The sequence below is a fragment of the Streptomyces halobius genome (assembly GCF_023277745.1).
GTDB lineage: Bacteria > Actinomycetota > Actinomycetes > Streptomycetales > Streptomycetaceae > Streptomyces > Streptomyces halobius.
Map to the genome: position 1 here is coordinate 8,018,749 of NZ_CP086322.1, position 25,131 is coordinate 8,043,879.

Genomic DNA, 25,131 nt, shown 5'->3' on the forward strand with positions numbered 1-25,131 from the left:
CCCGCCCCTGTCGAAGATCTGCTCACTGTGACGCGCATCCGGTAGGCGCTTGGGCAGGAACATCGAACGGCGTCGGTGGTGGTTACTCGGAGGGCCGGGGCCCTGCGGCGCGGCGGAGCCGGTTGGCGATCGCGAGTCCCAGCCCCTCCTCCACCGGCAAGGACGCGACGATGAGGTCGCACCCCTGCTGGTCGAGCTCGCGCAGGAACCCGTACAGCCCGTGCGCGTAGGCGGCCATCGAATCGGGGACCGCCACCACGGCGTGCGCCTTCACCGGAGCGTCGGCGAAGGAGGGGGGAAGAAAGACGCCCACCTGGTGCCCTAGATCCTGCGCGAGCTCCGCTTCGGCGACGACCTTCTCGGGCTCGACGAGGACGACCCGCGCACGCGGCGCGTAGTGGGACGGGTGCTGGCCCGGCACCCGGACGCGGCTGGTCGAGTGGACCGCAAGCGGGCACCCCAGCACTGCTTCCAGATCCTCGCGCGTCACCCCGCCGGGCCGAAGGACGCTCAAGGTGTCGCCCGTGGCGTCGACGATGGTCGACTCGACGCCGACCTCGCAGGGTCCGCCGTCCAGCACGAAGTCGACGGCATCACCGAGCTCCGCACGGACGTGGTGCGCCGTTGTGGGGCTGACCGAGCCGAAGCGGTTGGCGGACGGGGCCGCGACACCGCCGCCGAAGGCCGCCAGCAGCGCGAGTGCGACGGGGTGGTCGGGCACGCGCACGGCCACCGTCTCCAGGCCACCGGTCGCCTCCAGGGGCACCCGGCGACCGCGCCGCAGGACCAGCGTCAGTGGCCCCGGCCAGAAACGTTCGGCCAACAGACGCGCACTTGTGGGCACGTTCCAGGCCCAGTCGCCCAGGTGCTCCGCGCCGCCGATGTGGACGATCAGCGGGTGGGAGGGCGGGCGCCCCTTGACCTGGAAGACGCGCGCGACCGCGGCGGAGTCCTCGGCGTCGGCGCCCAGACCGTAAACGGTTTCGGTCGGGAAGGCCACCAGACCCCCGGCGCGCAGCACACCGGCCGCCTTCTCGATGTCACTGGTTCTTGCCCTCACCCTCGCAATCCTCTCACTGTTCCGCTCTCCACATTCCGTGGTCTCGTCTGCGCATAACGACGAACCAAGGCCGACGGCACCGCGTGAGCGAAGGCCACATGAAAGCCGTCCCGGCGGCACCGGGAACACCGCCAGGACAGCCCAGCTCAGCGCAATACCCGCAGGCCCTACCCCGGCTGGCCGCTCACCGCCGCGCATCGCCTGGTGCGAGCCGACTGGCAACCCCGGCGATCGCCTCCGGCGACGGCTTGAAGTAGCGGCGGACGTTCTCCGCCTTCTTATGCAGCCAGGCGCCCTGCTCTCCGAGATGGGTCAGCCAATGTGCCGCAACTCATGCAGGTCCCAGCCCGTTCCGGGCCCGCGCACCGCGGTCTGCTCGTCCAGCAGCGCGCGGGCCTGCCCCTACGATAGGCGGGCGGCCGACAGCGGGTTTTTCACCGTGCGGAGGCGGCAACCCTGCTCAGGCCATGAGAGGCGACCAGCTGCGCACTGCCGTCGGCCAGCCGGTAGGACAGACCCGCCACGGCAAGGCGACCGGCGGCCACCCGCTCGGCCAGGACGCGGGAGCGGTCCAGCAACAGGTCGACGGTGTGCCGGATGTGCTCGTGGAGAATCTCCTCGGCTTGGCCGCGTCCGGCGGCGCGGGCCGCCAGCACACTCGGCGTCACCCGCTCGACGACGTTACGGACGAAGCCGGCCGGCGCCCTGCCGCCGTCGGCGGCGGCGCAGGCAGCCGCGATGGCCCCGCACGAGTCATGGCCCAAGACCACAACCAGCGGGCAGTCCAGCACGCTCACCCCATACTCGATGCTGCCCAGCACCTCCGAACCGACCACATGCCCGGCCGTGCGGACCACGAACAGATCACCCAGTCCCCGGTCGAAGATGATCTCGGCGGCCAGCCGGGAATCGGAGCACCCGAACAGCACCGCGAAGGGACTCTGAGCCGGTGCGGTCTCGGCGCGGCGTGCAGCGTCCTGGTTGGGGTGCTCCAGCAAGCCGGTGACGAACCGCTGGTTGCCGTCCAGCAGCATCTCGAAGGCATCATCGGGAGTCGGCGTCAGTATCTCAGTCATGGCCGCAGGCTACGGCCGGCCCAGGCCAGGTCCACGGACGGCGGCCGTCCGCACCTCCGCTGGCGGCACACCCAGACGCCGGGCGATGTCGCCCTCGACCCGCCTCCTCAGCGCACTGCGGAGCTGCTCGCCCCACAACGGCACGCCCGCACCGCCTGGCCATGCGCCAGCCTCTTCGTCCCACGACGCCGTCACACACAACCCAACGATGCCCCGCGGGACAAGGGTGTACGCCGCGGGAGTGGATCTGCCGGGGACGGTGACGTCCATGTGACGCCGAAACCAGCTGGGCCGGGTCAGGCGACCTGTCCGAAGCCGGCAGCAGCCGGGTCCTGCTCGCGCAGCGAGTTGAAGTCCACATCGAGCTTCGTGTCGTATGCCTCGGGCTGGATGCCGAGGTCGCATGCCGGCGAAGGAGCGTTGCACCCCACCTTGCTCCGTATCGTCGGCGCCGGACCCGTGCGCGGGAGAGCGACGAGCGACGGAGCGCCGATCACCTGCCGGTGTCCGCCGCGCGAGGCGGACACCGGTGGAGCCGTCATGGTCAGACGGGCTGCGGAGTGGCGGCGGGGCCATGGTGGAGGGCGGTCAGGGCAGCCTCGTGGGTGACCCAGCCCAGGAGGCGCGTGCGGCTCTCGTCAAGGACAGGGAGACCGGTGCCTTCGGCCGTGGCGAGGGCGTCGAGCGTTTCGGGGAGCGGGGTGGCCGCGGTGACGGTTTTGGGGAGGTGGGCGATGGCGGCCACGGTGGTGGCGTCGCAGGTCCCGTAGGCCATGGTTTCGGCGACGCTGCGGGCGGTGGCGGTGCCCAGGTAGGTGCCGCCGGTGTCGAGGACCGGGAGGACTCCGTGCGGGGCTCGGGCGAGGGCCTCGGCGGCCTCGTCCAGCGGTGTGGTGGCCGTGAGGGGCGTGGGAACGGGATTCATCACGGTGCCGGTGGTGATGCCGGCCAGCGGCGCGCCGGGCGGGGTCTCGTCGAGGTCGATGCCGCGGCGGCGCAGCTTGAGGGAGTAGATGGTGTCGCCGGTCAGGGCCCGGCTGACTCCGGTGGCCAGGACGATCGCGGTCATCAACGGGAGGATGATCGAGTACTCGCCGGTGAGCTCGAACATGATGATGACGGCCGTGATGGGCGCGCGGGCGGCCCCGGCGAAGACGGCACCCATGCCGATCAGCCCGTAGGCGCCGACCGGGCCGGTGATGCCAGGGGCGAGGTGGTGGGCGGCCGCCCCGTACGCGGCGCCCAGCATGGTGCCGATGAACAGCGAGGGCGCGAAGACCCCGCCGGAGCCGCCGATGCCGATGGTCAGGCTGGTCGCGACGATCTTGGCGACGAGCAGCAGGATGAGGAAGCCGATGACGTATCTGCCCTCGATGGCGTTCTCCAGGACCGGGTAGCCGACGCCGTACATCTGCGGCAGGACCAGGAGCAGGGCGCCGAGCAGCAGTCCGCCGACCGCGGGGCGGGCCCACTCGGGCCAGCGCCAGGCGAAATCGCAGGCGTCCTCGATCCAGTACAGGATGCGGGTGAAAGCGACGCCGACCGCGCCCGCGATGACGCCGAGCAGGGCGAAGAGCAGGTACTCGCTCAGGTGGTGAACGGTGAACGGGGGCAGCTGCAGGAACGGCGTGTTGCCGAAGGCCGCCCGGCCGATCACCGACGAAGTGACCGAGGCGAGGACGACCATGCCGAACGCCTCGGCGGTGAAGGCCCGCAGGATCAGCTCCATCGAGAAGAAGACCCCGGCGAGCGGTGCATTGAAGGTGGCGGCGATGCCGCCGGCGGCGCCGCCGGCGACCAGGATGCGCATCCGGTCCTCGGTGACCTTGCTGACGCGGCCCAGCGTGGAGCCGAGGGCCGAGCCGATCTGCACGATCGGGCCCTCGCGGCCGACCGAGCCGCCGCCGCCGATGCACAGCGCGGAGGCCAGTGATTTCACGACGGCGACCTGGGGCGCGATGACCCCGCCCTTCCGGGCGACGGCGTACATGACCTCCGGTACGCCGTGGCCGCGGGCCTCGCGGGCGAAACGCTGCACCAGTGGCCCGTAGGCGAGGCCGGCGAGGACCGGGGCGAACAGCACGAACCAGTGGCCGAGCCACGGGACGTGCGGGTTGGCGGCGTGACCCGCGTCGGCGTAGTCGGCGTGGCCGGACAGCAGGCCGGTGAACGTCTCGATCAGCCAGCGGAAGGCGATCGCCCCGAGTCCGGCGCCGGCTCCCACGACCAGGGCCAGGACGAGGAGGCCGCCCTTGGCCTCGCGGAGGGCGGGCAGGGCGGCGGGTATGCCGCGGCGGGCCCGCAGCGGGGCGAGGGGAGGCGTCGGGGAGCTGGGTTGGGACCCTGGGGATGCGGGTTGAGACCGGTTCACCATGTTTGCATTATGCAAGACCCTATTTTGCTGTGTGCAACTGATGATCGATCCTTGAGGCAGCGGCCCGCAGTACAGGGGCGCGTAAGGAGGTAGAAAAGTGCACATGCCCAAGCGCGCACCCATCGCGGCCCATCCACACTCCACAGACGACGACGCGCCGTCCGACGCCGCCGACGAGGTCGTCACCGCGGTCCTCACCGCATCCCGTCTCCTGGTGGCGGTCTCCGCCCGGTCGCTGGCCTCCGTCGAGGACACCCTGACGCTGCCCCAGTTCCGCATGCTGGTCGTCCTCGACAGCCGAGGCCCGATGAACATCTCCCGCCTCGGCGAGCACCTGGACGTCATCCCGTCCACGGCCATGCGCATGGTCGACCGCCTGGTGGCCGCCGGCATGCTGCAGCGCGAACCGAGCCCCGCCAACCGCCGCGAGACCCTCATCAGCCTCACCGGCGCCGGGCGCCGCGTGGTCCACGAGGCCACCGAACGGCGCCGGGCCGAGATCGCCCGCATCGTCGACGCCATGCCCCCCGCCCAGCGCGCCGGCCTCGTCAAAGCCCTGCAGGCATTCAGCGACGCCGGCGGCGAGCCGCTCGCCCGGGAGCCGCACACCGGCGCCGGCTGGTAACGGCACGAGGATGGCGCAGCGCGGAACGCGCCATCGCATGGCCGGATTCCTCGGGCGCGAGGGGCTGGGCGGTGGCCGTCAGACGGCGGCCGCTGACCTGTACGGCCACGGCGGGCGTCTGCGTACCACTGGGTGTGACCTGCCCGTGGAGATCCTGGGGCGGCTGCGCTCGGACCGCGTGATGCGTCGTCCCGCGACACGGACGACCGCGCTGCCGCAGGGCGGGAGGATCCCCAAGCACGGCCCGGAGTTCCGCCTGGCCAAGCCGCAGACCTGGGGCGAGCCGGACGAGGCCACCGTGCAGGCCACCGAACGCTACGGACTGGCCCGCACCATGGCCTGGGACCACATCCATCCCCGGCTGCGGCACCTGTCCGCCTGGATCGACGACCAGGGCGAACTCCCCGTGCTCAACGGCACGTTGATCCGGCTCGGAGTCGACCACCTGCCCGGCGACGCCACCCCCGTTCCGGTCTGGCTGTGGTCCTCCAAGACCGGCCTGACCGGCACGGACGTCGACATCCGTTGGCAGGCATTCTTGCGCCGCTTCGACCTGGAACACACCTTCCGCATGATCAAGCAGACGCTCGGCACCGGGGCGCCATTCCGCGCCCTGGCGGCCACCACGATCCCCGCGTCGAGCCCTCGAAGTACAAGAGTGTCAGTGGAGCGGAGCCTGGCAGGCCGGGCAGAAGCCGGGCATGACGAAGGCGCGCCCCCGCCCGCCGGCCCGAAGGCCAGCAGACAGGGAGGGGGAGGGGGCGCGGGCGGGGCTGGGTGATTCGCCGGCCCGCGCCGATCGCGGATCCGCAGGCACGGGGGAACCTTCGGACCCACAACCCTGCCGATGACCAGTCGGCACACCCTCTTCTGCGTGACCGACTACTGGCGTGTTACAGGGCCGGAAGGCCGGTGAACATCTTGGGTTCTGGCCCTGCCGCGGGCATCCCGCCCATCGCTCACCGGATCACAGCTTCTACCGGCCGAAGCCAATCCACATTAACGAGCTGGCGCGGCAGAAGTTTCGGAGACTCGATTGAAACCACGCGTGGGAGTGAAGTCCTGTCGGATCGTCGCACTGCGGTGATCCGTGCGACATCATTCACGGGCCGAAGCCGTCGGCGAACGCGCTGTCCGCGATTCCGTGATGTCGGCGGCTCCATCTCTCTGTGGGGGTTTCTCAGTTGCACACGAATGTATTTGGCCTGCCCGTACGCCCAGCAGCTCTCCTGGGCGCCTCAGCTATCGTGGTCGGCGGCGCACTCGCTGCCAGCCCGGCCTACGCCACGCCGGCGGACGAGCACGCCGGCTCCACCGGCAAGGCGACCGCCGTCGTTGCCCGCGCCGACCTCAACGTCTCCGTGAAGGACGTCGGCGACGTTGCGGTTAAGAAGTCTCTCAACGACGTGAGCGCGCCCGGGGATGCTGAGGAGACTCTGCTCACTGCGGAGGTGAACGGCGCGAACAAGGGTCGGCCCGTGAAGCTGGTCGAGGCCAAGGTCGCGCACTCCAGTGCCAAGGCGAACGCGCAGCGGTCGGTGGGCGAGGCCAAGCTCGTCGGAGTGCGGGCCTACGCGCCTGGGCTGTCTGTCAATCCGCTGCTGAGCGCCGACGTCCTGAAGGCCACGGCCTCCTGTGTGGCGGGTGAGAAGCCGGTCGCCAAGGCCGCACTGGCCGACAACGTGGCTGTCCTCGGCAAGCCGGTGGTCCTCAACGGGCCGGGCGACCAGCACGTCGAGGTGCCCGGCGTCGGCATGGTCGACCTTGTCCTGGAGGATGCGACCACGACGGACAGCACGGGGGCGGCCACCGCGCTTCGGCTGAAGTACACCGTGACGCCGGCCAAGCTGGGCGTGGCGAAGGCGTCCGGTGAGATCGTGCTCGCCGAGGCCACCTGCGCGATGCCGCACAACTCCGGTGCGTCCAGCGGTGGTTCGGGGAGCGATGGCGACTCCGACGATGGTGGTGCGGGCGAGGGCGGCGCGACCGACGACCAGTCTCCTGGTGGGTCCGCGGCTTCGAACGGTGCGGAGGGCGGTGACTCTGCGGGCAACCAGCCCGGCACGCAGACCGGTGACGACGGCGAGAACCTTGCCGAGACCGGTGGCAGCCCCACCACCGCCGTCATCGGCGGTCTGGGTGCGGCTCTCGTCCTCGGCGGTGGGGCGATCTACATGATCCGTCGCCGCAGCACGACTCAAGGCAGCTGAGCGAGGCAGCCACTCGTAGCCACCCGGGGCCGTCGGATAGCGCTGCGGACGCCCCCAGGACTCCCCGGGCCTCACAAAGCGCCCCGCCCTGCCGTAGCAGGACGGGGCGCGGTGGTGCGCGGATCCGCAGGCACGGGGGAACCTTCGGATCCGCGGACGCCGATGTTGGCACCCCTCCCAGGGGCGATGAGGACCCCAGGGCCCCGGCGTTTGCCTCGGATGCCCGGTTGATCATGTGATGCTGTAGCGGGCGAGGACGCGGTGGCGTTCGGTGTGGGCTCGGCGTCCGGCGGCGGTGTTGACGTACCCGGCGAGCTTGAGCGCGCCGCGGACCAGGTCGCGGACGGCGGCGAGCACGGCCGGTGTAGGGGGATCACCGAGATAAGCTCAAAAGGGCGACAGCGGCCAAGATCATTTACCCACGTACAGCCCGATTCGCCACTGGCGGTCCCCGCACACGGCCGTTGAACTCCCCACTGGCGGACAGCCGGAAACGCACGGTGACTGCGGATGGCCCGGTGGGCTCCTCACCCGCAGCGCAGCCCCGAGCGCCTCGCGCAGCTGACGGCCCGACTCCCGCGACTGGGCTCCAGAGCGCCCTGGTAGCGGCCCACTCCTGGTGGTGCGGGAGTGCGCTCAGGAATCAGCCCCGCTCACCTGACGGGGCAGCCCGGGCCGTCCGGGCCGGGGCAGGAACCGCCGTTGTGTTCCAGCCGGTTACGAAGCCGGGGTGCGGCGCGGCCGGGCACCCGGCCCGGTGCCGCACCCCGGCGCCGTCAGCCGTCGGTCACAGTGCGCGCAGGTAGTACTTGGTGCGGAACCCTCTGCCGGTCGAGCAGTCCAAGGTGGACCGGGTGTTCGTGTAGGTGAAGCCGGACGGCACCGTACAGGCCCACAGGCGGGTCTTCGGGGTCTTCAGGTAGTACTTGGTGCGGAACCCTCTGCCGGTCGAGCAATCTAAGGTGGACCGGGTGTTCGTGTAGGTGAAGCCGGACGCGGTCGTACACGCCCACAGGCCGTCCGTGGGCGGCTGCACGTAGTACTGGGTTCTGAAACCGCTGGTGGAGCAGTTCAGCGTGGAGCGGGTGTTCGTGTACACATAGCCGGACGGAACCGTGCAGGACCAGAAGGCGGCGGCAGCGGCGCCCGACGAGGCGTCGGCCGCTGCGGCGTCCGGCGCGGCCGCAGCGGGGGCGACGGCGGCGCCGAGCAGAGCGAAGGCGCCCACGGTACCGGGCAGCAGCATCCGCAGTTTCGATCGCACCATGAGGTGAGCACTCCTATTGGTCGTCCCACAGGCAGAACAACGGGTGGGGGGCTCGGCCGGGGTCTGGCCCATCGCCCCGGCCGCCGCATCGTGCGCGCTCCGGAATAGTGTCAGTAGGGGTCCCGGGCGGCAACGCCGCCGACCAAGCGCCGCAATGATCCAGCCGTCTGAGGCCCAAGGTCCCTGGGCTTGGAGGACAACGTGCCCGCGCTGGTGGCCGTGTTGCTCGTGGCCTGGCCGGCGGCGCTGTTCCGGCTCGTGCCGGTCGTGCTGCCACTGCCAACACGGCGGGGCGACGCGAGGTCCGGGTGGAGCAACCCGGGCCATCAGCCGTGACGCCTTCGCGTACCCGCTCCGCCCGTCGCCGGGCCCGGTACGCGGCCTGCCTGCAGTTGTGGTCGGGTAGCCGGAGATCATTGCTGATCTCCGGCCCCCTCAGAACCGGACGTGCAGCGTTAACCGCATCCGGCTCAAGCAAGCCCCGAGCACGAACACCCTCGGTGAGACCGATCCGAGATCCGTCACGTTCAGCTACATGTCGGTTGGTTCGCTGTTCGTTAACGGCACCCCGAATTGGAGAAGGCGCTGAAGCTGGCGTACGAGATCAAGGGGGCCGCCCCCGATCAGGAGGTCATCCTCACCGTCCACGAGCTCAAGCGCCTCGCCCGCAACGCCGCAGAGCTGATGATCCTGTCCAACCAGCTCCAGACCGCCGGTGTCCAGCTCGAACTCCTCACCGGCCCCCTCATCGGCATCTACGACCCCAACGGCATGGGCGCAATGTTCTTCGCCGTCCTCGCCGTCGCCGCCCAGCTCGACCGCAACTACATCCGCGAGAAGACTCTGGAGGGCCAGCACGCCGCCGCGAACAAGGGCAACCACGGCGGGCGGCCGAAGGTCATCGACGACGACATGCTGCTGTTCGCCCGCGCGCTCAAGGACAAGGGCGTACCCGTCCCCGAAATCGCCAAGAAGTTGACGATCAAGACTGGGAAGAACGCCGGACAGCGTCCCTCCGTCGCCTCCGTCTACCGAGCGCTCGCGGACGCCGAGGAGGCCGACGCACCAGCCGGGCCGGAGATCGGCGCTCCGCGCCGGCCGACGCGGGTGGACCTCACCGGCCCCGGCAGCGGCACCGACCGGGAGCTGATGGAACGGCTGACCCGGCAAGCTCTCACCGGGGACAACCAGGTCTTGGTCGACCTCGTCCGGCAGGCGAAGGACGGCACGAACAGCGCCGTGCTGGCCGATCTGGGCTGCCGGGGCGAAGACGGCTCGAACGATGTCGTGGCGGAGCTGCTGGCGCAGGCCCGGAAGGGGGGGAGTCGAATGATCCCGCCGCACCCCACGAACTGGACCGTGTGCGTTGTTGCTACGGACAGGACTCCTCGGACTTCACAGCCGTCAAAGACACTGGCTGCCCCGTCAGCTCGGCTCCAGCTGCGGGTTTTTGGCTGCATACCTTCCAGTTCGACTCGACCAAGACGTTGCGGTCCTGACCGGAAGCATCTGTCACTGTGATGCTGGTGGAGGGATCGAGGGCAACCCGTGCGACCTTGACCGACTTGCCCTGGAAGTCGGGCATCTTCCCGGCTGCTTCGGTCGGCTCTCTTTGATCTTTCTCCGGGCACGTCTCATCGAGCTTGACAACCCCGAGACCAATTTCAGTGTCAGTCGCCCGCCTGCCCGGCCCTGGTGTCTGGAAGCAGACCTTCCACTCCCGGTCGAGTACCTGGTTCCTGCCGCGGCCGAGTGAGTTATGCGACGCCAGCGCGTAGAAGCCAGCGGCTTGAGCGGCGTCCTGGGCGCTCTGTAGCCCTTTGCCGACAAGGTTGGGAAGATCCGCCGTCTTTGCCCTTCGGTGGTGGCCGGCGTTGTTGGCGGCGAGGATTCAGTTTTCGGTGGGGCTTCCTTGGAGCCGTCGTCCCCACACGCGGTGAGCGACAGAAGAGCAAAGGAGCTGAGTAGTGCGGTGACGGCATGGCGACGCATGTGGTGATGGTGTCGATCGCACCGACCTCCGCCTGCCACACCCCCGCGTTGCCCCACGCCACGACGTGGCTGTTCGGCTGTATTCCGACGGGGGTGAGCGTCGCCGCGCCGTGGGCGCGCACCGCGCTGCCGATCAGGTTCAGGTGCCGCAGCCGGGCGCGCTCGGCCTCGTCGGGCCGGAAACAGGGCGCGGGCGGGCTTCGACGACGGCTTCAAGGTGGATGACCTGCGCGAGGGCGAGCACACGATCGGCGACACGTGGTCCGCCATCGCGGAGCGCCTGGTCGCGGGGTCCGGCCCGATCGACGATGCGGTGCGGGCTCACACGCGGGAGCTGCATCCGTTGCCAGGGCGGTGTGAGTTCGATGAGTCCGGGTGGGTCCGGATGAGTCCGGGAGAACCAGTAGCGGTGCGTGATGCGCAGGACCGCGCGATGAGGCCGCCCCGGTGCCGGCATCCGGAGCGGCCTCGTGCAGGACGCGTCATGCCCTCCGCATCAGGCGCGGCGCGTCACGCTCCGGTTATCTCAGCAGTTGACGATGGAGCGGACCGGGTCCCAGCTGCCGTTGGCGTCCCAGCTGTGGGCCGGGGGCGTCCGGTAGATCAGCGAGCCGCTGGGGTTGTACATGCGGGCCACCGTGCCGGTGGTCTGGTTGTTGTCCCAGGAGCCCCTGCCGCCCCAGGTGCTGAAGTAGTAGCGCTTGCAGGTGTACATGTCGACAGTGTCGCCCGAGAAGTTCGTGCTGCGGTAGGCGCACATGTGCTTGTAGTCGGCGCCGCCGCCCGCGCACGGGTTGTAGTACGGCGCGGCACCGGCCTCGGCGGCCAGGTCACGTGGGTTCTTCTCGCCGGGTACGGTCAGGTAGACCATGCCGCCGTCCAACTGGATCCGGTCGGGCGCCACCTGCTTGCCGCCCATGGTGTCCAGGTATCTCTTCACCTTCTCCTGGAGTGCGTCGGCCTGGCTCGCCGACAATCCGGCGGCCCGCGCCTGGGCCGTGAACCCGGCAGTCGTCGCCTCCTGGCCGGCCGAGGCCGGTCCGGCAGTCATGAGTGCCCCGAACAGTAAGAGCAGGCCGGCGGTCAGCAGCGCCGTAATCCTGGATCTCATGGACGTGTCTCCTCGTCGTTGCCGTGTGATGGCCGTGCGGTGACCGCGGGGTCCGCGGTGTCCGGCAGTCTCCTGGGGTTGGCCGACGGTGTCATTGACGATGCGTGCACCGTTCTTGTCACTATGAGCACGACATGGGGCATATGGCGGGAGGCATGTGATAAATCGACTCGTATTACGCACCCAGGATCTCCCTCAGCGGGAGCGGTTCGACGGCTGGCTCGACCTGATCGACCGCGGCCTGACACCGGCCTGGCTGACCACGTCCCACGCGTCGGACTTCCGCGCGACCGCCTCGCTGCTGACGCTGGGCCCGGCGCGGTTCTCCGCACTGTCGCTCCCGCCCCTGCGGGCGGAGCGTGGCTGGTCGCTGATCCGCCGCGGCGATCCGGAGCTGTGGCAGCTGATGCTGGTCGTCAGCGGAGAAGTGGGGGTCGAACAGCACGGGAGGCGGGCGCTCGTGCGGCCCGGCGAGCTGGTGGTCTACGACACCTCGCATCCTTACCGGTCGCGGACGTTCACGAACCGGGGCGGCACGGAGGTCGCCCTGCTCCATCTGCCCCGGCACGAGGCCCCGTTGCCCGACCGGGCCGTCCGGGCCCTGACCGCCCGACCGATCCCCACCGGGGCCGGGGCGGGAGCACTGCTCGGCCGCTACCTGGAGCAGCTCGCCGGACAGACCGGTGACGACTGGCCGGAACCCGACGCGGCCCGGCTCGGCTCGGCGGCCCGGGACCTCGCGATCGTCCTGCTGAGCGGGCTGGCCCGAGTGGACGGGCTGCTCGCCCCGGAGACGCGGGACACGGCCCTCCGGCTGCGGGTGGAGGGGTTCATAGCGGACAACCTGGCATCCGGCTGGCTCACCCCAGGAACCATCGCGGAGGCGCACGGCATCTCGGTCCGCCGTCTGCACCAGCTGTTCCACCAGGAGGGCCGTTCCGTCGCAGCGCTGGTGCGGTCCTCGCGGCTGGAGCGCTGCCGGGCCGACCTGGAGGAGCCGGGCCTCGCCCATCTGCCGGTGGCCGCCGTCGGCGCCCGCTGGGGGTTCCCGGACGCCGCCGTGTTCAGCCGGGCGTTCAAGGACACCTACGGGCGTCCGCCGGGTGCCTACCGCCGGCACGCACTGGGCACCTGACTGTCAGCGGCGTCCCGTACTCCGTCAGCACGGTGGCGGGGACGGCGTACCAGCAGCGGCCGCCCGGGGGCCGAGGCGAGTCCGGCGGCCGCCGCCGGGAAGGATCCCCCTCACCACGCCACCGGCAACGCCAGCGGATACCGCCAGATCGACGTCGTGTTCCAGCGCACCTCCTCGGCCGGAACGGCCAGCCGCAACTCCGGGAACCGGGACAGCACGCTCCCCAGGGCCACCTGGAGTTGCATCGCCGCGAGCGGAGCGCCGAGGCAATGGTGCGAGCCCCAGCCGAACGTCATATGAGGCGGCGCCTTCCAGGTCAGGTCGAGTTCGTTGGAGCGCTCGAATTCGCGCTCGTCCCGGTTGGCGGTCGATCAGATACGAGACATGCACGATATCACCGGCCTTGATCGTGACGCTCAGCTCCACATCCTCCATGGCAACTCGCGGAATGCCCATCCCCTTACGGAGCACCGCCATGCCCCCTAGGCCGTTTCGTTCAGATCATCTGATCGTTGATTTGGGTGTGCCGTTGACTGACGCGCAGTGGGCGCGGATGGAGCCGTTGCTCCCGGACCCGACACCGAAGAGGGGCGCCCGGTGGCGGGATCACCGCGAGGTGATCGATGCGAACGCATTCAAGTTCCAGACCGGATCGCAGTGGTCCACCTGCCCGAGAAGTACGGCAACTGGCGAGGCATCTACAACCGGCTGCGGATGTGGGCCGTCGACGGCACGTGGGAGCGGGTGTTCTCGGCACCGGTCACCCGCGCTAACAGGTCCTCATCCGGCGCAGCCCTGTGAGCTCACCGAAAACTGCGACGGGAAAAATGGGTTGGGGACGGCCTCTATTCTTCACTTAACATGTCCGCATGAAGATCAACCGGATTGCGGCTGTCGTGGCCGCCGCCACGATTGCCCCTTCCCTCTTTCTTGCCGCCCCTGCCCTCGCCGCTGACACTCTCGCCAACAACACCCCGCGGACCGGCGCATCCGCACCGGCCGCCGTGACCGAGGAGATGCCCGTGGTGATGCGCTTCCACGACATGCCAAGCACCTTTACGGCGGGTGGTGACTGGTCGCAGTTCTCGCTTTCGATGGAGAACGGCAACGACTACCCAATCAGCGACTTCTGGGCCTACCTCGTGTTCCGCACGAGCCACTCCACGCAGGAGCAACTCAAGCCCGGCGACGCCGAACTTGAGTACTTCGCGGGCGGAGAATGGCACCCCGTGGTGCTCCAGTTCGACGACCACCGTTTCTCCGCCCACGTCTGCCCGCAGGCGAACCCCATTCCCAGCGACGACCCGAACTACCCCGAGTTCCGGAACTGTCCCGCGCGAATTGACACGGTGAAGCCAGGCGAGAATCACACCCTCAAGCTCCGGATGCGCTTCGCCGCGAGCGCGCCCGCGACCCGAGGCATGGTGATGGCGAACGACTACGTCAGCCACCCGAACAGCGACCTGCCGACGGTCTCCACCCCCAACAAGCACCGCTTCACTATTCTCCCCGCCGAGAAGGCCGTACAGCCGTAAGGTACAGCCAGCAAGCTGCGTACTCAGGCGTGTTGGGAAGCCACGACAACGCTAAGTGCGCTAGTGACGTGAGTCAGAGATTCGGTGGCAGTAGGCGGCGACTTTGTCGAGGATCTCGTCGGCGGTTTTGGTCCAGATGAACGGCCGTGGTTGGTCGTTCCAGTCGGCGAGCCAGGCTCGGATGTCGCGTTCGAGGGCCTGGACGGAATGGTGGACGCTGCGCTTGAGCTTCTTCTGCGTGAGTTCGGCGAACCACCGCTCGACCAGGTTCAGCCAGGACGCACTTGTCGGCGTGAAGTGCAGGTGGAAGCGCGGGTGCGCCAGTAGCCACTTCCTGACTGCGGGCGTCTTGTGGGTCGCGTAGTTGTCGAGGATCAGATGCACGCCGAGACCGGCCGGAACCTCCTTGTCGAGCGTGGCGAGGAACTTCTCGAACTCCACGGCCCGGTGCCGGCGGTGTAGGGATCCGATGACTTTTCCGGTTGCCACCTCCAGGGCGGCGAACAGGGTGGTGGTGCCGGCCCGGACGTAGTCGTGGCTGCGGCGTTCGGGGACGCCGGGCATCATCGGCAGCACCGGCTGGGACCGGTCCAGGGCCTGGATCTGTTGGGTCGGGGACGGGGCGCCGTGCGGCCTCTCGGCTGTCGGTTTCCCCGTCCCCGCCCGCCGAACCCGGCGTGCGGGTCATCCCCGCACCGGGCTCTCCACGTGATCCGATGGGTTTCAGCTGACGAGTTCGGAGACGTGCCCGACGAACGCCGCGTCGTCGTGACCGGTCCGGCGGAAACGAGCTCCGGCCGGGTCGACCTCGTCGATGTTGAACGGCGTGGCGATCTGCGCTCCGCGGTAGCGGTAACGCTCCACGTGCATCTTCGCCGGGTTGTAGAGGACCAGGCCGTCCTCGCAGATCCGGTCGGCTCCGTAGTAGCGCCGCCGGATCTGTTTCCAGGCCATGTGGGGGTGCTTGCGGCGGATCCAGTAGATCACCCGCCACCAGGCATACCAGCCCAGGTAGGCGAAGGTTCTCTTCGATGCGCCGTAGCGGAAGTACGCAGCCCAGCCCCGCAGGATCGGGTTGATTTTCCGCAGCACGTCCAGCAACCGGAGCGAGACAGCTCCTGCTCCTGTGGCCTCCTTGATCTTGTGCATCACTCGCGCCAAGGCGTCCTTGGACGGGATCGTCAGCACCACCTGACGACCGTCACCTCTGCGCCTGCGCTGGATGCGAAAGCCGAGGAAGACGAAACCCTCGTCGATGTGTGTGAGGTGTGTCTTTTCAACCGAGAGGGTCATCTTCAGCCTGTTGGCCAGCAGCTCGCCGATCTCCGTGCGGATGGTCTCGGCGTCGGACCGGGTGCCGGAGACCAGCACCACAAAATCGTCGGCGAAACGCACCAGCCGGAAGTTCGGCAGCCCCTTGCGACGACGGTGCTGCCGCCGCCATCCAGGGCTCATGTCCCCTTCCCAGATCCGGGCGAAGTGCCGGTCCAGGACGGACAGATAGATGTTGGGCTTGATCCGGTTTGACGGACATCCGAGATCAGGGGTTCAGCCCCGAGAGGATGTCCATCATGGAGAGCATGGGGAAGAAGAAGCCTCGCCGTCGCCGCTCGTTCACGCCGGAGTTCAAGGCCGAGATCGTCGAGCTGTGCCGACGCGGTGACCGCTCGGTCGGTCAGATCGCCAAGGACTTCGACCTGACGGAGACCGCGGTGCGGGACTGGGTGAAGCAGGCCGAGGTCGACGCAGGCGAGCGCGACGGCCTGACCAGCAGCGAACGCGAGGAACTTGCCGCGCTACGGCGGGAGAACCGCCGCTTGCGCGAGGACGTCGACATCCTCAAGCGTGCCACGGCTTTCTTCGCGTCAATGCCAAAGTGAGGGACGTCGGCGTGCTGGTGGTGCGAGAGTGGCAGGACCGGCGGGGTTGGCTCGCTTCTTTGCTGCCCCGTTTTTCGGTGGCTTGTCCTTGATGTGCCGCCCCGCCGGCCCGGTGTCCCTGCGGGTGGCTTGATAGGAGCGTGTCCCGCGAGCTCGATTGAGGCGTGCCCCCGCGGTGGACCGGCCAAGTTCCTCACTCGTCCCGGTGCTGCGGAGGCATGTGCATGAAGGTTGTGGGTGTCGACGGTCACAAGAAGACCCACACGAGGTCGCGCGGCACCTACGGAGCCCCGCGCGTGCACGCCGTGCTCAACCGGGAGGGCTCCGGGTGCGGTCGCCGCCGCGTCGCCAGGCTGATGCGGGCGGCCGGGCTCCAGGGCCGGCACCGCCGCCGAAGGCACCTGACGACGATCCCCGATCCCAGGGCCGCTACCCGGCCGGACCTCATCGTCCGGGACTTCCAGCCCGACCCCACCGAGCTGGATGCCCGCTGGTGCGGCGACATCACCTACATCCCGACTGAGGAGGGCTGGCTCTACCTGGCCACTGTCATCGACATCGCCTCCCGCCGCGTGGTCGGCTGGGCGACGGCCGACCATCTGCGGGCCGATCTGGTCGCCAATGCCCTCAGAGCTCGTAACAGGATCTTGCTGAGGTGTCCTGGTCGGGCGTGACCGATGTGATGATCCGGCCGTTCGCGTCGTGTGACGACTCGGCCGTGGATCGTGGACGACGACTTGTGGGCGCGGATCGAACCGCTGCTCCCGCCCTGGCCGGCGCGGTCACCGGGGCCGAAGCCGGTGGACGACCGACTGTGCCTGCAAGGCATCTTGTACGTCCTGCACCAGGACATCGCCTGGCAACTCCTGCCCCTGGAGCTGGGGTTCGGCTCCGGACAGACGTGCTGGCGGCGCCTGGACCGCTGGCAGAAGGCCGGAGTCTTCGAGCAACTGCACCGCCTCCTGCTCGCCGAACTGAACGCGGCCGGCGAACTCGACTGGAGTCGCGCGTGCGTGGACGGCTCCCACGTTCGCGCGAAAAAAGGGGAGTCGCGACCGGTCCGTCGCCTGTCGACCGGCGGAAAACGGGCAGCAAACACCACCTGATCTGCGACGGCAAGGGCACCCCGCTGCGCGTCATCACGACCGCCGCCAACGTCAACGACATCACCCAGACTCTCCACCTCATCGATGGCATCCCGCCCGTCGCCGGACGGCCCGGCCGGCCTCGACGCCGCCCCGAGTCCGTCCTGGGCGACAAGGCGTACGACTCCCGAGCCGTCCGCCGTGAACTGCGCAAACGCCGGATCATGCCGATGATCTCCTGTAAGGGCGCCCCGAACATCAAGGGCCTGGGCAAGCTCCGCTACGTCGTCGAGCAGACCTTCGCCCTGCTCCACCAGTTCAAACGCCTCGCTGTCCGATGGGAACGGCGCCTCGAACTCCACGACGCCTTCCTCTCGTTGGCCTGCAGCCTCATCTGCTGGAGACGGCTCAACAAGGCCGGATCATGATCGCGTTACGAGCTCTTGGTGCGTCGTTCCAGGTAGGCGCGGGTACGTCCGTCCCAGCGTATGTGCGTCATGACGATGCGGTAGAGGGCGGCGTTGGCCTGCCGGTTGCCGCCGCGGTTGAAGGGGCGGCGCTGGGTCTTTCCGAAGAATTGTTCGACAGGGCTCGCCACGCAGCGCGGCGAAGGTTGCCTCGCTGGTGATCCGGTCGGGGTTGTCGCCCGCGGCGATGAGGAGGGCCGCGGCGCTGTCGGGCCCGATGCCGAGGAGTACGGCCTTGAGCTGGTTCGTCGCCTGGGTGCGGGCCTTGACCGCCGGTTCCTTGGCCAGTCTCCGAGTGCCTCTATTTACGGGATGGTTCGTTCGTATTTGGCGTTAGCGCCGAATCCCACGTCCATCCTCAACGGCCACGTCCACGGAGGCGGCCCCACGCTGACAAGGGCTACGACTACGACCACCTGCGCAGGTGGCTCCGCAAGCGTGGCATCCGCCCTCGCCTCGCCCGGAAGGGCATCGAGTCCTCCACGCGGCTGGGCCGACATCGTTGGGTGGTTGAGCGAACCGTGCCCTACGGCGGCTGGCCGACGTAATCACATGCATCGAGGTTCGCGCCCTCGCGCGGCGGGACGCGGCCCTCAACATCACCAGCACCAAAAGAAACGGCGTCGAAATACATGTCCGACTACCCCGAGAACGGTTCGACTCGCTGGCCCATGCCCGCGAGTGGTTCGCCACGTTCATCGCGTACTACAACCACGAGCACCGGCATTCGGGCATCGCCTGGCACACACCGGCCAGCGTGCACTTCGGCACCGCCGAGGAGGTCCGCGACCAGCGGACCGTCACCCTCGCCGAGGCATACGCCCGCCACTCCGAACGCTTCGGCCGCCACCCCCGACCACCCCGGATACCCCAGCAGGCATGGATCAACGACCCGGCCAAGTGCAGGGAACCCGCACCACAAATCTCATAGCGTCACGACTGTCTCACTGGACTTGAAATCTTCCGCCCTGCTGTTCTGCCTGCCGCAGTCCCACCCCGTCTCTCTGGAGACCTTCAACTACGCGCCCGTCGCCCTGCTCGTGGTGCTCGCGCTGGCCACCGTCTGGTGGGCGGTGGCCGGCCGGCGCTCGTACGAGATCCCGGCGCACCGCGGCGGCGACCGCGAACTGGCCAAGCTGGAACAGGAGATCGTCTGATGACGGCGGCATCCGGTCCGCTCGGCCTCGACGAGCTGCGGGCCGAGGTCGCGGCGGCCGTATCGACACCGTGCGCGCGGCGGTCACCGACGCGCAGGGCCGCCTCAAGGGCAAGCTCTACGACGCCGGTCACTTCCTCGACCGGATCGCGGGCGGCGGCGCCGAGATGTGCGCCTACGTCCTGGCGACCGATGTCGAGATGCGCCCGCTGGACGGCTTCGGGCTCAGCTCCTGGTCGACCGGCTACCAGGACCTGTGCGTCCGGCCGGATCTGGGCACGCTGCGGCGGCTGCCCTGGCTGCCCGGCACCGCGTTGGTGCACGCCGACGCGGTGGACCACGCGGGCCGCCCGGTCGAGATGGCGCCCCGGCAGCTGCTGCGCCGCGCCCTGGACCGGCTGGCCGGGCTGGGGCTGGCCGTCAAGGCGGGACTGGAGACCGAGTTCGTGGTCTACCAGGGCAGTTACGAGGAGGCCGCCGCTGCCGGTCACCAGGGCCTGCGCCCCCTCACCCAGGAGAACCTCGACTACGCGCTGGACCACCAGCCGGCCCAGGACGCCTATATGCGGGATCTGGCCAGAGCGCTGGCCGGTGCGGGTCTGCCGGTGGAGGCCGTCAAGACCGAGTCCGCGCCCGGCCAGGTGGAGGTCACCTTCCCGTACGGTGACGCGCTGGCGGCCTGCGACGGGCATCTGCTCTTCAAGCACGCGGCACGCACCGTCGGTGCCCGCGCCGGACTGGCCCCGACCTTCATGGCCGCCCCCGAGACCGGCCTGGCCAACGGCCTGCACCTGCATATCTCGCTGTGGCGGGACGACCGCCCGGTGCTGGCGGACCCAGAAGTCGGGCCCGGAGCGGTTTCCGAAACGGGTCCCGGAGCCGACGCCGAAACCAGCCCGGGAAGGGAAGCCGAAGCCGGTCCCGACGCCGGTCCCGCAGGCGTCGTCCCCGGTCATGGCCCCGCGTGGCCCTCCCCGCTCGCCCGCCACGCGATCGCCGGACTGCGCACCGGCCTTCCGGAGCTCGCCCCGCTCTACGCCCCGACCCCCAACTCCTACAAGCGGTTCCAGCCCGACTCCTTCGCGCCGACCGGTCTCACCTGGGGCATCGACAACCGCACCTGCGCCGTACGGGTCGTCGGCCACGGCGACGGGCTGCATCTGGAGGTCCGGGTGCCGGGCGCCGACGCCAACCCGTACCTGGCCCTGGCCGCCGCGCTGGCCGCCGCCACCGACGGCATCCGGGCCGGACTGGAGCCCCCCGCCCCGCACACCGGCAACGCCTACCGGGCCCAGGATACGCCCCGGCTCCCCGCCACCCTGGACGAGGCGCTCGTCGCCTTCGGCCACAGCGCGGCGGCGCAGCAGGCGTTCGGTCCCGAGGTGGTGGAGCACTACACCCACCTCGGACGGATCGAGCGGGACGTCCAGCGGCGCACGGTCACCGACGCCGAGCGGCGGCGATGGTTCTCCCGGGCGTGAGGGGGCCCTGACGGTCCGCCGGCTCCGGAGGTGGAGGTCCGGCGCCCCGGGCCGGTCCTCCGTACCCCGCGACAAGGCGTCGCTGCTTCTCGGCTGACCCGTCGCCGCCGCTCAGCCCAGCAGATCCAGTACCGGCCGCAGCCCGTCCGGCCGCCGGTCCACCGGCAGATGCTCCACGGGCATATAGGCGCAGCCCAGCGCCGTGGCACCGCCGTCCGCCGTCCGGTCGTCGCCCACCATCAGGACCTCGGACGGGGCGAGCCCCAACCCCTCGCAGGCCAGGGCGAAAAGCTCCGGGTCCGGCTTCTGAACGCCGTGTTCGTAGGACAGCACACAGCTGTCCACATAGCGGTCCAGGCCGTGGGCACGCAGCACCGGCCGCAGATCCCAGCCGATGTTGCTGAGCACACCGATACGGATACCGCGCCGGTGCAGTTCCGCCAGGACATCGGCGGTGTCCGGGTACGGGTGCCAGGCCGCCGCCGTCATATGGCGTTCGTAGAGGGCGTCGTACAACTCGGGCCGGGGGAGCGGGACTTGCCGGGACAGCGCGGTGTAGACCTCCCGGTGGCATGCCGCGTCGCGGTCGCGGATCTCCCACAGACCGGCCAGCTCGGCGGGGATCTCGACGGGCCGGGACCCGCCGGGCAGCGCTCCGGCCCGCTCCAGTTCGCCCGCCCGGCGGACGATCTCGGCCTCGTCCATGGCGGTGCCGGTCGCGGCAAGGACGGCCCGCAGCCAGGTCTCGGCCGGCTCGATACGCAGCAGCGTCCCGGAGAAGTCGAAGAGCACACCCTTGATCGTGGTCATGCGATCATCGTGACGCGAGTGGGGCGCCCCTGTCTCGTACTCGGCGTGCGGCCGTCCGTCCCGTCAGCGGTGGCCGCCCGGGTGCTGCGGGCCCGAAGCCGCCACCCGTCGCCCATACGCCGTGTACCCGTACGCCGCCCCCGCGACCACCGCGCCGCCCAGCAACCAGCCGCCGACGACATCCGACGGCCAGTGGACGCCCAGGAATACCCGGGTGAAGCCGACCCCGGCGGCCGAGACCGCGACCATCGTGCCGGCCGTCCACCGCCACCACGGCCTTGCGCCGTGCAGCCTCAGCAGCCACAGCGCCAGCGCGCCCGCGACCAGCACCGACATCGCGTGTCCCGAGGGGAAGGCCGCATAGCGCGCGGTGTCCACGGGATCCGGCCACACGGGACGGCCCCGGCCGACCACCGCCTTCAGCCCCTGCTGCAGCGCCGTACCGGCGAGCGCGGTGGCCGCCACCCAGATCCCGAGCAGCCGTTCACCACGCCGTACGAGCCACCACACCGCCCCCGCGAGCAGCGCGCGCATCGTCCACGGGTCCCACACCCAGTCACTGAGTACCCGGTTGCCCCGCGTCCATCGGGGCGCGGCGACGGCCGCCCGGTGCAGCCCACCGCTGACCGCCGCGTCCAGGGACATCAGCGGACTCCAGCGGGCGACGACGAGGACGAGGAGAAGCAAGGCGAGAGCGCTGGTCAGGGCAGCGATTTGGCGATGGCCGAGCCGCGCCGGAGCCACCGCCGTCGCCCTACGCGAGCGCGCTCAGCCCCGGCACGAACGTCACCAGCAGTGGCACCGCCGGGAGCAGCGCCGCATAGGCCGTCATCCGCAGTCGGCGGGCCGGGGTGAAGCGGGGTGCGGGTGCCAGCAGGCGGTTCACGCGCCGGGGGACCTCGGCGAGTTGGGTGGGGCAGGGGCCGAACACCCCACGGTCCTCGTTGAGCTCGACGAGCGCGAGGGCGATCGTCAGCCGGCCGAAGCGGCGTGAGGCCACATCGTCGGCGGCGAGTTCGACCAGCCGGTGCACCTGGTCGCGGAAGGCGGCGAAGACCGGGATCTGCGGGAAGCCGACGGCCAGCGCCGAGGCGCAGTGGAGCAGCAGGTCGTGCCGGGCGCGGGCGTGCCCCTGCTCATGGGCGATCAGCGCATCGAGCTGACGGCCTTTGAGCCTCCGCAAGGCCGCAGTGGTGACGACCAGTTGGGGCGAACCGCTGTGCAGCCGCCACGCCCGGGGGCGGTCGTCCTCCAGGAGGACCAGTCGTTCCTTCGAGGGCTCCTCACCGGGAAGTGCCGGGGAACGCCGCAGGAGGTCGGCCCGGCGCTGACGTCGCCGGGCACGGGCGGCCCGCACCTCACGGGTCAGTACGACGGCCGTCCAGGCACCGCCGCCCGCCAGCAGGAGGGCCAGCACCCCTGCCCACGGCCCGTACTCCTGGAGCGCGTAGGCGTCGACGACGACCGGCGGGGCGAACCTGAACACCGGACTGCGGACGGCCTCCCAGGCGGCGGCCGCGCTCAGCGACATCGCGAGAACACAGCACAACAGCACACCGGCGACCACGCACTGCCACACCCAGAGAGCGAGAACCGGCTCGCGATCGGGCCAGTCGGCACGGGCCATCAGTCGCGGCGCCATGGCCGCGGCCAACACGCCGAGAATCATCAGCGCGACGGGGACCATCATGCCGCCAGCCTATGAGCGCCCGGCTACCACTGGGTACGGCCACGCACGCGAAGTGATGTACGACACCCTCATGCGAGGCGTGAACCGCTCAAGCGGGCGAGGGCCCCGGGGCGGCGCCCGCACCGGCTCAGAGCACCAGCAGCATCGCGAACATCCCGATGCCCATCGCCAGCCGGCTCGCGCGCAGCACTTCCGGCCGTCGCGCGGTGCCGCTCCCGCTGGGTGCCACGGCTGTCGCCGACAGCGCACCCGTCGCCCTTGTCACCGTCGTGCTGGTCGTCGCGGTCGTCGCCGACGAGTCCGCCGATGCCAGCCGGATGCCGGTGGCGATGATGAACAGGCTGTAGTAGCCGAGCAGCAGGCCGGTCAGCAGGGGCACCCCGCCGGGCGCGGTGCCCCCGGCGTGTGCGGCGTGACCGGCGGGGCCCGCGGCCGGAGTGCCGGTCATCGTCAGTGCCATATAGACCATCGCCGCCGACCCCACCACAAGGTGCAGATGGCGGTAGGCCAGGGCCCACAGACTGGCCACCCCGAAGACCGCGACGTACAGCCAGGGCGACCACGACGGCGGGGCCACGACGGTCGCGGGCACCGCCATCACCGCCATGCCCAGCCCCATCAGCCCCTCCCCGCGCGCCTCCACCCGCTGCCCGGCGGTGCCGGGGCGGGCCCGTGCCAGGTAGTACCCGCCCGTCGCCGCAGACAACAGCATCAGCAGCCAGCCGACCCACGGCGGTCCGTGCACGGAGCACCCCCACGCGCTCACCGTACGGCCGCGGCAGGCCACAGCCGTACGGGACCCAGATCCCGTACGACGGCAGATTGCCCCGCGCATGCCGGGCACACGGGAGCGCACGGGCGCAACGGGGGAGCGCACACGGAGAAGCGCGGAGGGCCGGTGAGCGTGCGGGCGTCCGTCAGGGCCGGTAGCGCAGGGGATGGTCGGCGGGGACCTCGGTCACGGCGATCCGGTGACCGTCCGGGTCGGCGATCCACATTTCGATCAGCCCCCAGGGCTCCCGCACCGGCGGCCGCAGTACTTCCACACCCCGGGCCAGCAGTTCCTCGTGCGCCGCCGCCGCGTCCGCCACCTGGAGCCACAACTGGAGCGTGCGGCCCGAGGGCTCCGTGGAGCGCCCGGAGACTTCCAGGAAGCCACCGCCCAGGAAGTAGACCGTGCCGCGCTCGGGCCCCGTACCGAATTCCCGGTAGATCTCCAGTCCCAGCGCTTCGCCGTAGAAGGCACGCGACCGCTCCGGATCGGTCGGCCGCACCAGGACCCTGCTGCTCAGTACCTGCACCATGCGACGGACCCTATGTCGCCGTCCCGCACGGGCGGCGGTGCCGGGTGGGATCGCGCGCCGTGTCGCCCAAGGGGCGGAGCGCGGGGCGCAGTCCACGGAGCGAAAGGCCCTGACATGAAGGCCACACCACTTGTTAGCCTCCGTTCCGGCCCCATACCCGCCATAACGGCATCCCGTCACAACGGAATCCCGGTCTTCACGACATCCCAGCCATCACAACACCCGCTGTGACGGCCTGGGCTATTCCGTCATGACGCCATGGGGCCTGCGTCGTGCTTCCCCTTCCCTTCTTCCCATTGCCTTTCACTTCCACCGCCGAGAGGACCCCACGCACCATGCCCACCAGCGAGCTGACCTTCCGCACCGCCACCGTCGCCGACATACCCGGGCTCGTCGAGCTCGTCGAGTCGGCGTACCGCGGGGACAGCAGCCGGGCCGGCTGGACGACGGAGGCGGATCTGCTGGAGGGGCAGCGCACCGACCCGGACGGTGTGGCAGCCGTGGTGCGCAACGAGGCGGGCCGGCTGCTGATAGCCGAGCGCGACGGCGAGCTGATCGCCTGCTGCCAGCTCGAACACCGCGGTGACCACGCCTACTTCGGGATGTTCGCGGTCCGCCCGACGCTCCAGGGCGGCGGCCTCGGCAAGACGATCATCGCCGAGGCGGAGCGCACCGCGCTGGCCGCCTGGGGCACGCGCGAGATGCGGATGACCGTCATCCGGCAACGCGAGGAACTGATCGCCTGGTACGAACGCCGCGGCTACCGGCGTACCGGGGAGCTCAGCCCGTTCCCGTACGGGGACGAGCGATTCGGCATCCCGCAGCGCGCTGACCTGGAGTTCGAACTGCTGGTGAAGCCGCTCGGGTAGGGCG

Annotated in this window: 25 protein-coding genes and 9 pseudogenes; 17 read left to right on the forward strand and 17 right to left on the reverse strand. The window is 70.1% G+C overall.

The window, feature by feature from the left end:
* Positions 1-82: 82 nt before the first annotated feature.
* The 5 genes and pseudogenes from K9S39_RS36385 to K9S39_RS36405 all read right to left on the reverse strand — a co-directional run bounded on the left by K9S39_RS36385 (position 83) and on the right by K9S39_RS36405 (position 4,510).
* On the reverse strand, positions 83-1,060 hold the full coding sequence (locus K9S39_RS36385) for an L-threonylcarbamoyladenylate synthase (protein ID WP_248867579.1): 978 nt from the start codon (positions 1,058-1,060) through the stop codon (positions 83-85).
* A 184-nt stretch (positions 1,061-1,244) separates the two neighbouring features.
* A pseudogene (locus tag K9S39_RS36390) lies at positions 1,245-1,462 on the reverse strand (site-specific integrase); the annotation flags it as partial.
* Between the two features lie 32 nt (positions 1,463-1,494).
* Entirely contained in the window at positions 1,495-2,136 is a 642-nt protein-coding gene (locus tag K9S39_RS36395; protein ID WP_248867580.1) for a carbonic anhydrase, read from the reverse strand.
* A gap of 296 nt (positions 2,137-2,432) precedes the next feature.
* Complete coding sequence (locus tag K9S39_RS36400; RefSeq protein WP_248867581.1) at positions 2,433-2,678, reverse strand: hypothetical protein; 246 nt, start codon at positions 2,676-2,678, stop codon at positions 2,433-2,435.
* Positions 2,679-2,680: 2 nt separating this feature from the next.
* Entirely contained in the window at positions 2,681-4,510 is a 1,830-nt protein-coding gene (locus tag K9S39_RS36405; RefSeq protein WP_248867582.1) for a chloride channel protein, read from the reverse strand.
* Between the two features lie 103 nt (positions 4,511-4,613).
* Here K9S39_RS36405 and K9S39_RS36410 point away from each other — a divergent pair, with 103 nt between their 5' ends.
* The 3 genes and pseudogenes from K9S39_RS36410 to K9S39_RS36420 all read left to right on the forward strand — a co-directional run bounded on the left by K9S39_RS36410 (position 4,614) and on the right by K9S39_RS36420 (position 7,345).
* A complete protein-coding gene (locus K9S39_RS36410) occupies positions 4,614-5,135 on the forward strand; it encodes a MarR family winged helix-turn-helix transcriptional regulator (protein WP_248867583.1) in 522 nt (173 codons plus the stop codon).
* Positions 5,136-5,172: 37 nt separating this feature from the next.
* A pseudogene (locus K9S39_RS36415) lies at positions 5,173-5,739 on the forward strand (transposase); the annotation flags it as partial.
* A 580-nt stretch (positions 5,740-6,319) separates the two neighbouring features.
* Complete coding sequence (locus K9S39_RS36420; protein WP_248867584.1) at positions 6,320-7,345, forward strand: SCO1860 family LAETG-anchored protein; 1,026 nt, start codon at positions 6,320-6,322, stop codon at positions 7,343-7,345.
* A gap of 231 nt (positions 7,346-7,576) precedes the next feature.
* Here K9S39_RS36420 and K9S39_RS36425 read toward each other — a convergent pair.
* A pseudogene (locus tag K9S39_RS36425) lies at positions 7,577-7,711 on the reverse strand (ISAs1 family transposase); the annotation flags it as partial.
* A 421-nt stretch (positions 7,712-8,132) separates the two neighbouring features.
* Positions 8,133-8,612, reverse strand: a complete 480-nt coding sequence (locus K9S39_RS36430) for a hypothetical protein (RefSeq protein ID WP_248867585.1) — start codon at positions 8,610-8,612, stop codon at positions 8,133-8,135.
* A gap of 573 nt (positions 8,613-9,185) precedes the next feature.
* On the opposite strand from K9S39_RS36430, the gene K9S39_RS36435 reads away from it, so the two are divergent.
* Complete coding sequence (locus K9S39_RS36435) at positions 9,186-10,133, forward strand: recombinase family protein (protein WP_248867586.1); 948 nt, start codon at positions 9,186-9,188, stop codon at positions 10,131-10,133.
* 997 nt (positions 10,134-11,130) lie between these two features.
* Here K9S39_RS36435 and K9S39_RS36440 read toward each other — a convergent pair.
* The gene (locus K9S39_RS36440) at positions 11,131-11,715 is read right to left on the reverse strand and encodes a hypothetical protein (RefSeq protein WP_248867587.1); all 585 of its coding nucleotides are present in this window, start codon (positions 11,713-11,715) and stop codon (positions 11,131-11,133) included.
* A gap of 157 nt (positions 11,716-11,872) precedes the next feature.
* Between K9S39_RS36440 and K9S39_RS36445 the strand changes: the two genes are divergently transcribed.
* Positions 11,873-12,850: a helix-turn-helix domain-containing protein gene (locus K9S39_RS36445; RefSeq protein ID WP_248867588.1), complete on the forward strand. Its 978-nt coding sequence runs from the start codon at positions 11,873-11,875 to the stop codon at positions 12,848-12,850.
* Positions 12,851-12,960: 110 nt separating this feature from the next.
* On the opposite strand, the pseudogene K9S39_RS36450 reads toward K9S39_RS36445, so the two are convergent.
* Positions 12,961-13,315: pseudogene (locus K9S39_RS36450) on the reverse strand (cytochrome P450); the annotation flags it as partial.
* Positions 13,316-13,403: 88 nt separating this feature from the next.
* On the opposite strand from K9S39_RS36450, the pseudogene K9S39_RS43190 reads away from it, so the two are divergent.
* From K9S39_RS43190 to K9S39_RS36460, 3 genes and pseudogenes are all read left to right on the forward strand, one after another.
* Positions 13,404-13,472: pseudogene (locus K9S39_RS43190) on the forward strand (hypothetical protein); the annotation flags it as partial.
* Positions 13,473-13,507: 35 nt separating this feature from the next.
* Positions 13,508-13,651: a transposase gene (locus K9S39_RS36455; RefSeq protein WP_248867589.1), complete on the forward strand. Its 144-nt coding sequence runs from the start codon at positions 13,508-13,510 to the stop codon at positions 13,649-13,651.
* A 68-nt stretch (positions 13,652-13,719) separates the two neighbouring features.
* Positions 13,720-14,385, forward strand: coding sequence for a hypothetical protein (locus K9S39_RS36460; RefSeq protein ID WP_248867590.1), 666 nt, complete (start codon positions 13,720-13,722; stop codon positions 14,383-14,385).
* A 60-nt stretch (positions 14,386-14,445) separates the two neighbouring features.
* Here the strand turns inward: K9S39_RS36460 and K9S39_RS36465 are convergent.
* Together K9S39_RS36465 and K9S39_RS36470 are read right to left on the reverse strand one after the other, a co-directional pair.
* Positions 14,446-14,991: pseudogene (locus tag K9S39_RS36465) on the reverse strand (IS630 family transposase); the annotation flags it as partial.
* Between the two features lie 117 nt (positions 14,992-15,108).
* Positions 15,109-15,840 (reverse strand): group II intron maturase-specific domain-containing protein, encoded by a 732-nt coding sequence (locus tag K9S39_RS36470; RefSeq protein WP_248867591.1) that lies wholly within the window; start codon positions 15,838-15,840, stop codon positions 15,109-15,111.
* A gap of 116 nt (positions 15,841-15,956) precedes the next feature.
* Here K9S39_RS36470 and K9S39_RS36475 point away from each other — a divergent pair, with 116 nt between their 5' ends.
* The 3 genes from K9S39_RS36475 (at position 15,957) to K9S39_RS36485 (ending at position 17,778) form a co-directional block, all read left to right on the forward strand.
* Positions 15,957-16,265 carry a transposase gene (locus K9S39_RS36475; RefSeq protein WP_406708075.1) on the forward strand — a complete coding sequence of 103 codons (309 nt, stop codon included), beginning with the start codon at positions 15,957-15,959 and terminating at the stop codon, positions 16,263-16,265.
* Positions 16,266-16,489: 224 nt separating this feature from the next.
* On the forward strand, positions 16,490-16,939 hold the full coding sequence (locus tag K9S39_RS36480) for an IS3 family transposase (protein WP_248867592.1): 450 nt from the start codon (positions 16,490-16,492) through the stop codon (positions 16,937-16,939).
* Positions 16,940-16,987: 48 nt separating this feature from the next.
* A protein-coding gene (locus K9S39_RS36485) for an IS5 family transposase (RefSeq protein WP_406708184.1) occupies positions 16,988-17,778 on the forward strand; the annotation gives its coding sequence in 2 pieces (ribosomal slippage) (positions 16,988-17,318 and positions 17,318-17,778; 792 coding nt in all).
* 17 nt (positions 17,779-17,795) lie between these two features.
* Here K9S39_RS36485 and K9S39_RS43415 read toward each other — a convergent pair.
* A pseudogene (locus tag K9S39_RS43415) lies at positions 17,796-18,039 on the reverse strand (transposase); the annotation flags it as partial.
* Between the two features lie 137 nt (positions 18,040-18,176).
* Here K9S39_RS43415 and K9S39_RS36495 point away from each other — a divergent pair.
* The 5 genes and pseudogenes from K9S39_RS36495 to K9S39_RS36510 all read left to right on the forward strand — a co-directional run.
* Positions 18,177-18,347 (forward strand): annotated as a pseudogene (locus K9S39_RS36495) (IS5/IS1182 family transposase); the annotation flags it as partial.
* Between the two features lie 98 nt (positions 18,348-18,445).
* Positions 18,446-18,556 (forward strand): annotated as a pseudogene (locus K9S39_RS43195) (integrase core domain-containing protein); the annotation flags it as partial.
* Between the two features lie 18 nt (positions 18,557-18,574).
* A complete protein-coding gene (locus tag K9S39_RS36500) occupies positions 18,575-18,748 on the forward strand; it encodes a hypothetical protein (RefSeq protein WP_248867594.1) in 174 nt (57 codons plus the stop codon).
* A 22-nt stretch (positions 18,749-18,770) separates the two neighbouring features.
* Positions 18,771-18,974, forward strand: a complete 204-nt coding sequence (locus tag K9S39_RS36505; protein ID WP_248867595.1) for a hypothetical protein — start codon at positions 18,771-18,773, stop codon at positions 18,972-18,974.
* Positions 18,975-19,044: 70 nt separating this feature from the next.
* Positions 19,045-20,454, forward strand: a complete 1,410-nt coding sequence (locus K9S39_RS36510; RefSeq protein WP_319949605.1) for a glutamine synthetase family protein — start codon at positions 19,045-19,047, stop codon at positions 20,452-20,454.
* 111 nt (positions 20,455-20,565) lie between these two features.
* On the opposite strand, the gene K9S39_RS36515 is transcribed toward K9S39_RS36510, so the two are convergent.
* The 5 genes from K9S39_RS36515 to K9S39_RS36535 all read right to left on the reverse strand — a co-directional run bounded on the left by K9S39_RS36515 (position 20,566) and on the right by K9S39_RS36535 (position 24,258).
* Complete coding sequence (locus tag K9S39_RS36515) at positions 20,566-21,264, reverse strand: HAD family hydrolase (protein ID WP_248867596.1); 699 nt, start codon at positions 21,262-21,264, stop codon at positions 20,566-20,568.
* Between the two features lie 63 nt (positions 21,265-21,327).
* Positions 21,328-22,008, reverse strand: a complete 681-nt coding sequence (locus tag K9S39_RS36520) for a phosphatase PAP2 family protein (protein ID WP_248867597.1) — start codon at positions 22,006-22,008, stop codon at positions 21,328-21,330.
* A 10-nt stretch (positions 22,009-22,018) separates the two neighbouring features.
* The gene (locus tag K9S39_RS36525) at positions 22,019-22,954 is read right to left on the reverse strand and encodes a M56 family metallopeptidase (protein ID WP_248867598.1); all 936 of its coding nucleotides are present in this window, start codon (positions 22,952-22,954) and stop codon (positions 22,019-22,021) included.
* 127 nt (positions 22,955-23,081) lie between these two features.
* Positions 23,082-23,699 (reverse strand): DUF5134 domain-containing protein, encoded by a 618-nt coding sequence (locus K9S39_RS36530; RefSeq protein WP_248867599.1) that lies wholly within the window; start codon positions 23,697-23,699, stop codon positions 23,082-23,084.
* A 172-nt stretch (positions 23,700-23,871) separates the two neighbouring features.
* Positions 23,872-24,258 (reverse strand): VOC family protein, encoded by a 387-nt coding sequence (locus tag K9S39_RS36535; protein WP_248867600.1) that lies wholly within the window; start codon positions 24,256-24,258, stop codon positions 23,872-23,874.
* A gap of 335 nt (positions 24,259-24,593) precedes the next feature.
* On the opposite strand from K9S39_RS36535, the gene K9S39_RS36540 reads away from it, so the two are divergent.
* A complete protein-coding gene (locus K9S39_RS36540) occupies positions 24,594-25,127 on the forward strand; it encodes a GNAT family N-acetyltransferase (RefSeq protein WP_248867601.1) in 534 nt (177 codons plus the stop codon).
* The last annotated feature ends 4 nt before the right edge of the window (positions 25,128-25,131 follow it).

What these genes read in the sequence shown, in the direction of transcription:
- K9S39_RS36515 (WP_248867596.1), bottom strand. Translation starts at nt 21,264, where the DNA reads ATGACCACGATCAAGGGTGTGCTCTTCGACTTCTCCGGGACGCTGCTG.
- K9S39_RS36475 (WP_406708075.1), top strand. Translation starts at nt 15,957, where the DNA reads ATGGAGAGCATGGGGAAGAAGAAGCCTCGCCGTCGCCGCTCGTTCACG.
- K9S39_RS36540 (WP_248867601.1), top strand. Translation starts at nt 24,594, where the DNA reads ATGCCCACCAGCGAGCTGACCTTCCGCACCGCCACCGTCGCCGACATA.
- K9S39_RS36440 (WP_248867587.1), bottom strand. Translation starts at nt 11,715, where the DNA reads ATGAGATCCAGGATTACGGCGCTGCTGACCGCCGGCCTGCTCTTACTG.
- K9S39_RS36525 (WP_248867598.1), bottom strand. Translation starts at nt 22,954, where the DNA reads ATGATGGTCCCCGTCGCGCTGATGATTCTCGGCGTGTTGGCCGCGGCC.
- K9S39_RS36460 (WP_248867590.1), top strand. Translation starts at nt 13,720, where the DNA reads ATGAAGATCAACCGGATTGCGGCTGTCGTGGCCGCCGCCACGATTGCC.
- K9S39_RS36535 (WP_248867600.1), bottom strand. Translation starts at nt 24,258, where the DNA reads ATGGTGCAGGTACTGAGCAGCAGGGTCCTGGTGCGGCCGACCGATCCG.
- K9S39_RS36480 (WP_248867592.1), top strand. Translation starts at nt 16,490, where the DNA reads ATGAAGGTTGTGGGTGTCGACGGTCACAAGAAGACCCACACGAGGTCG.
- K9S39_RS36430 (WP_248867585.1), bottom strand. Translation starts at nt 8,612, where the DNA reads ATGGTGCGATCGAAACTGCGGATGCTGCTGCCCGGTACCGTGGGCGCC.
- K9S39_RS36405 (WP_248867582.1), bottom strand. Translation starts at nt 4,510, where the DNA reads ATGGTGAACCGGTCTCAACCCGCATCCCCAGGGTCCCAACCCAGCTCC.
- K9S39_RS36470 (WP_248867591.1), bottom strand. Translation starts at nt 15,840, where the DNA reads ATGAGCCCTGGATGGCGGCGGCAGCACCGTCGTCGCAAGGGGCTGCCG.
- K9S39_RS36410 (WP_248867583.1), top strand. Translation starts at nt 4,614, where the DNA reads ATGCCCAAGCGCGCACCCATCGCGGCCCATCCACACTCCACAGACGAC.
- K9S39_RS36395 (WP_248867580.1), bottom strand. Translation starts at nt 2,136, where the DNA reads ATGACTGAGATACTGACGCCGACTCCCGATGATGCCTTCGAGATGCTG.
- K9S39_RS36400 (WP_248867581.1), bottom strand. Translation starts at nt 2,678, where the DNA reads ATGACGGCTCCACCGGTGTCCGCCTCGCGCGGCGGACACCGGCAGGTG.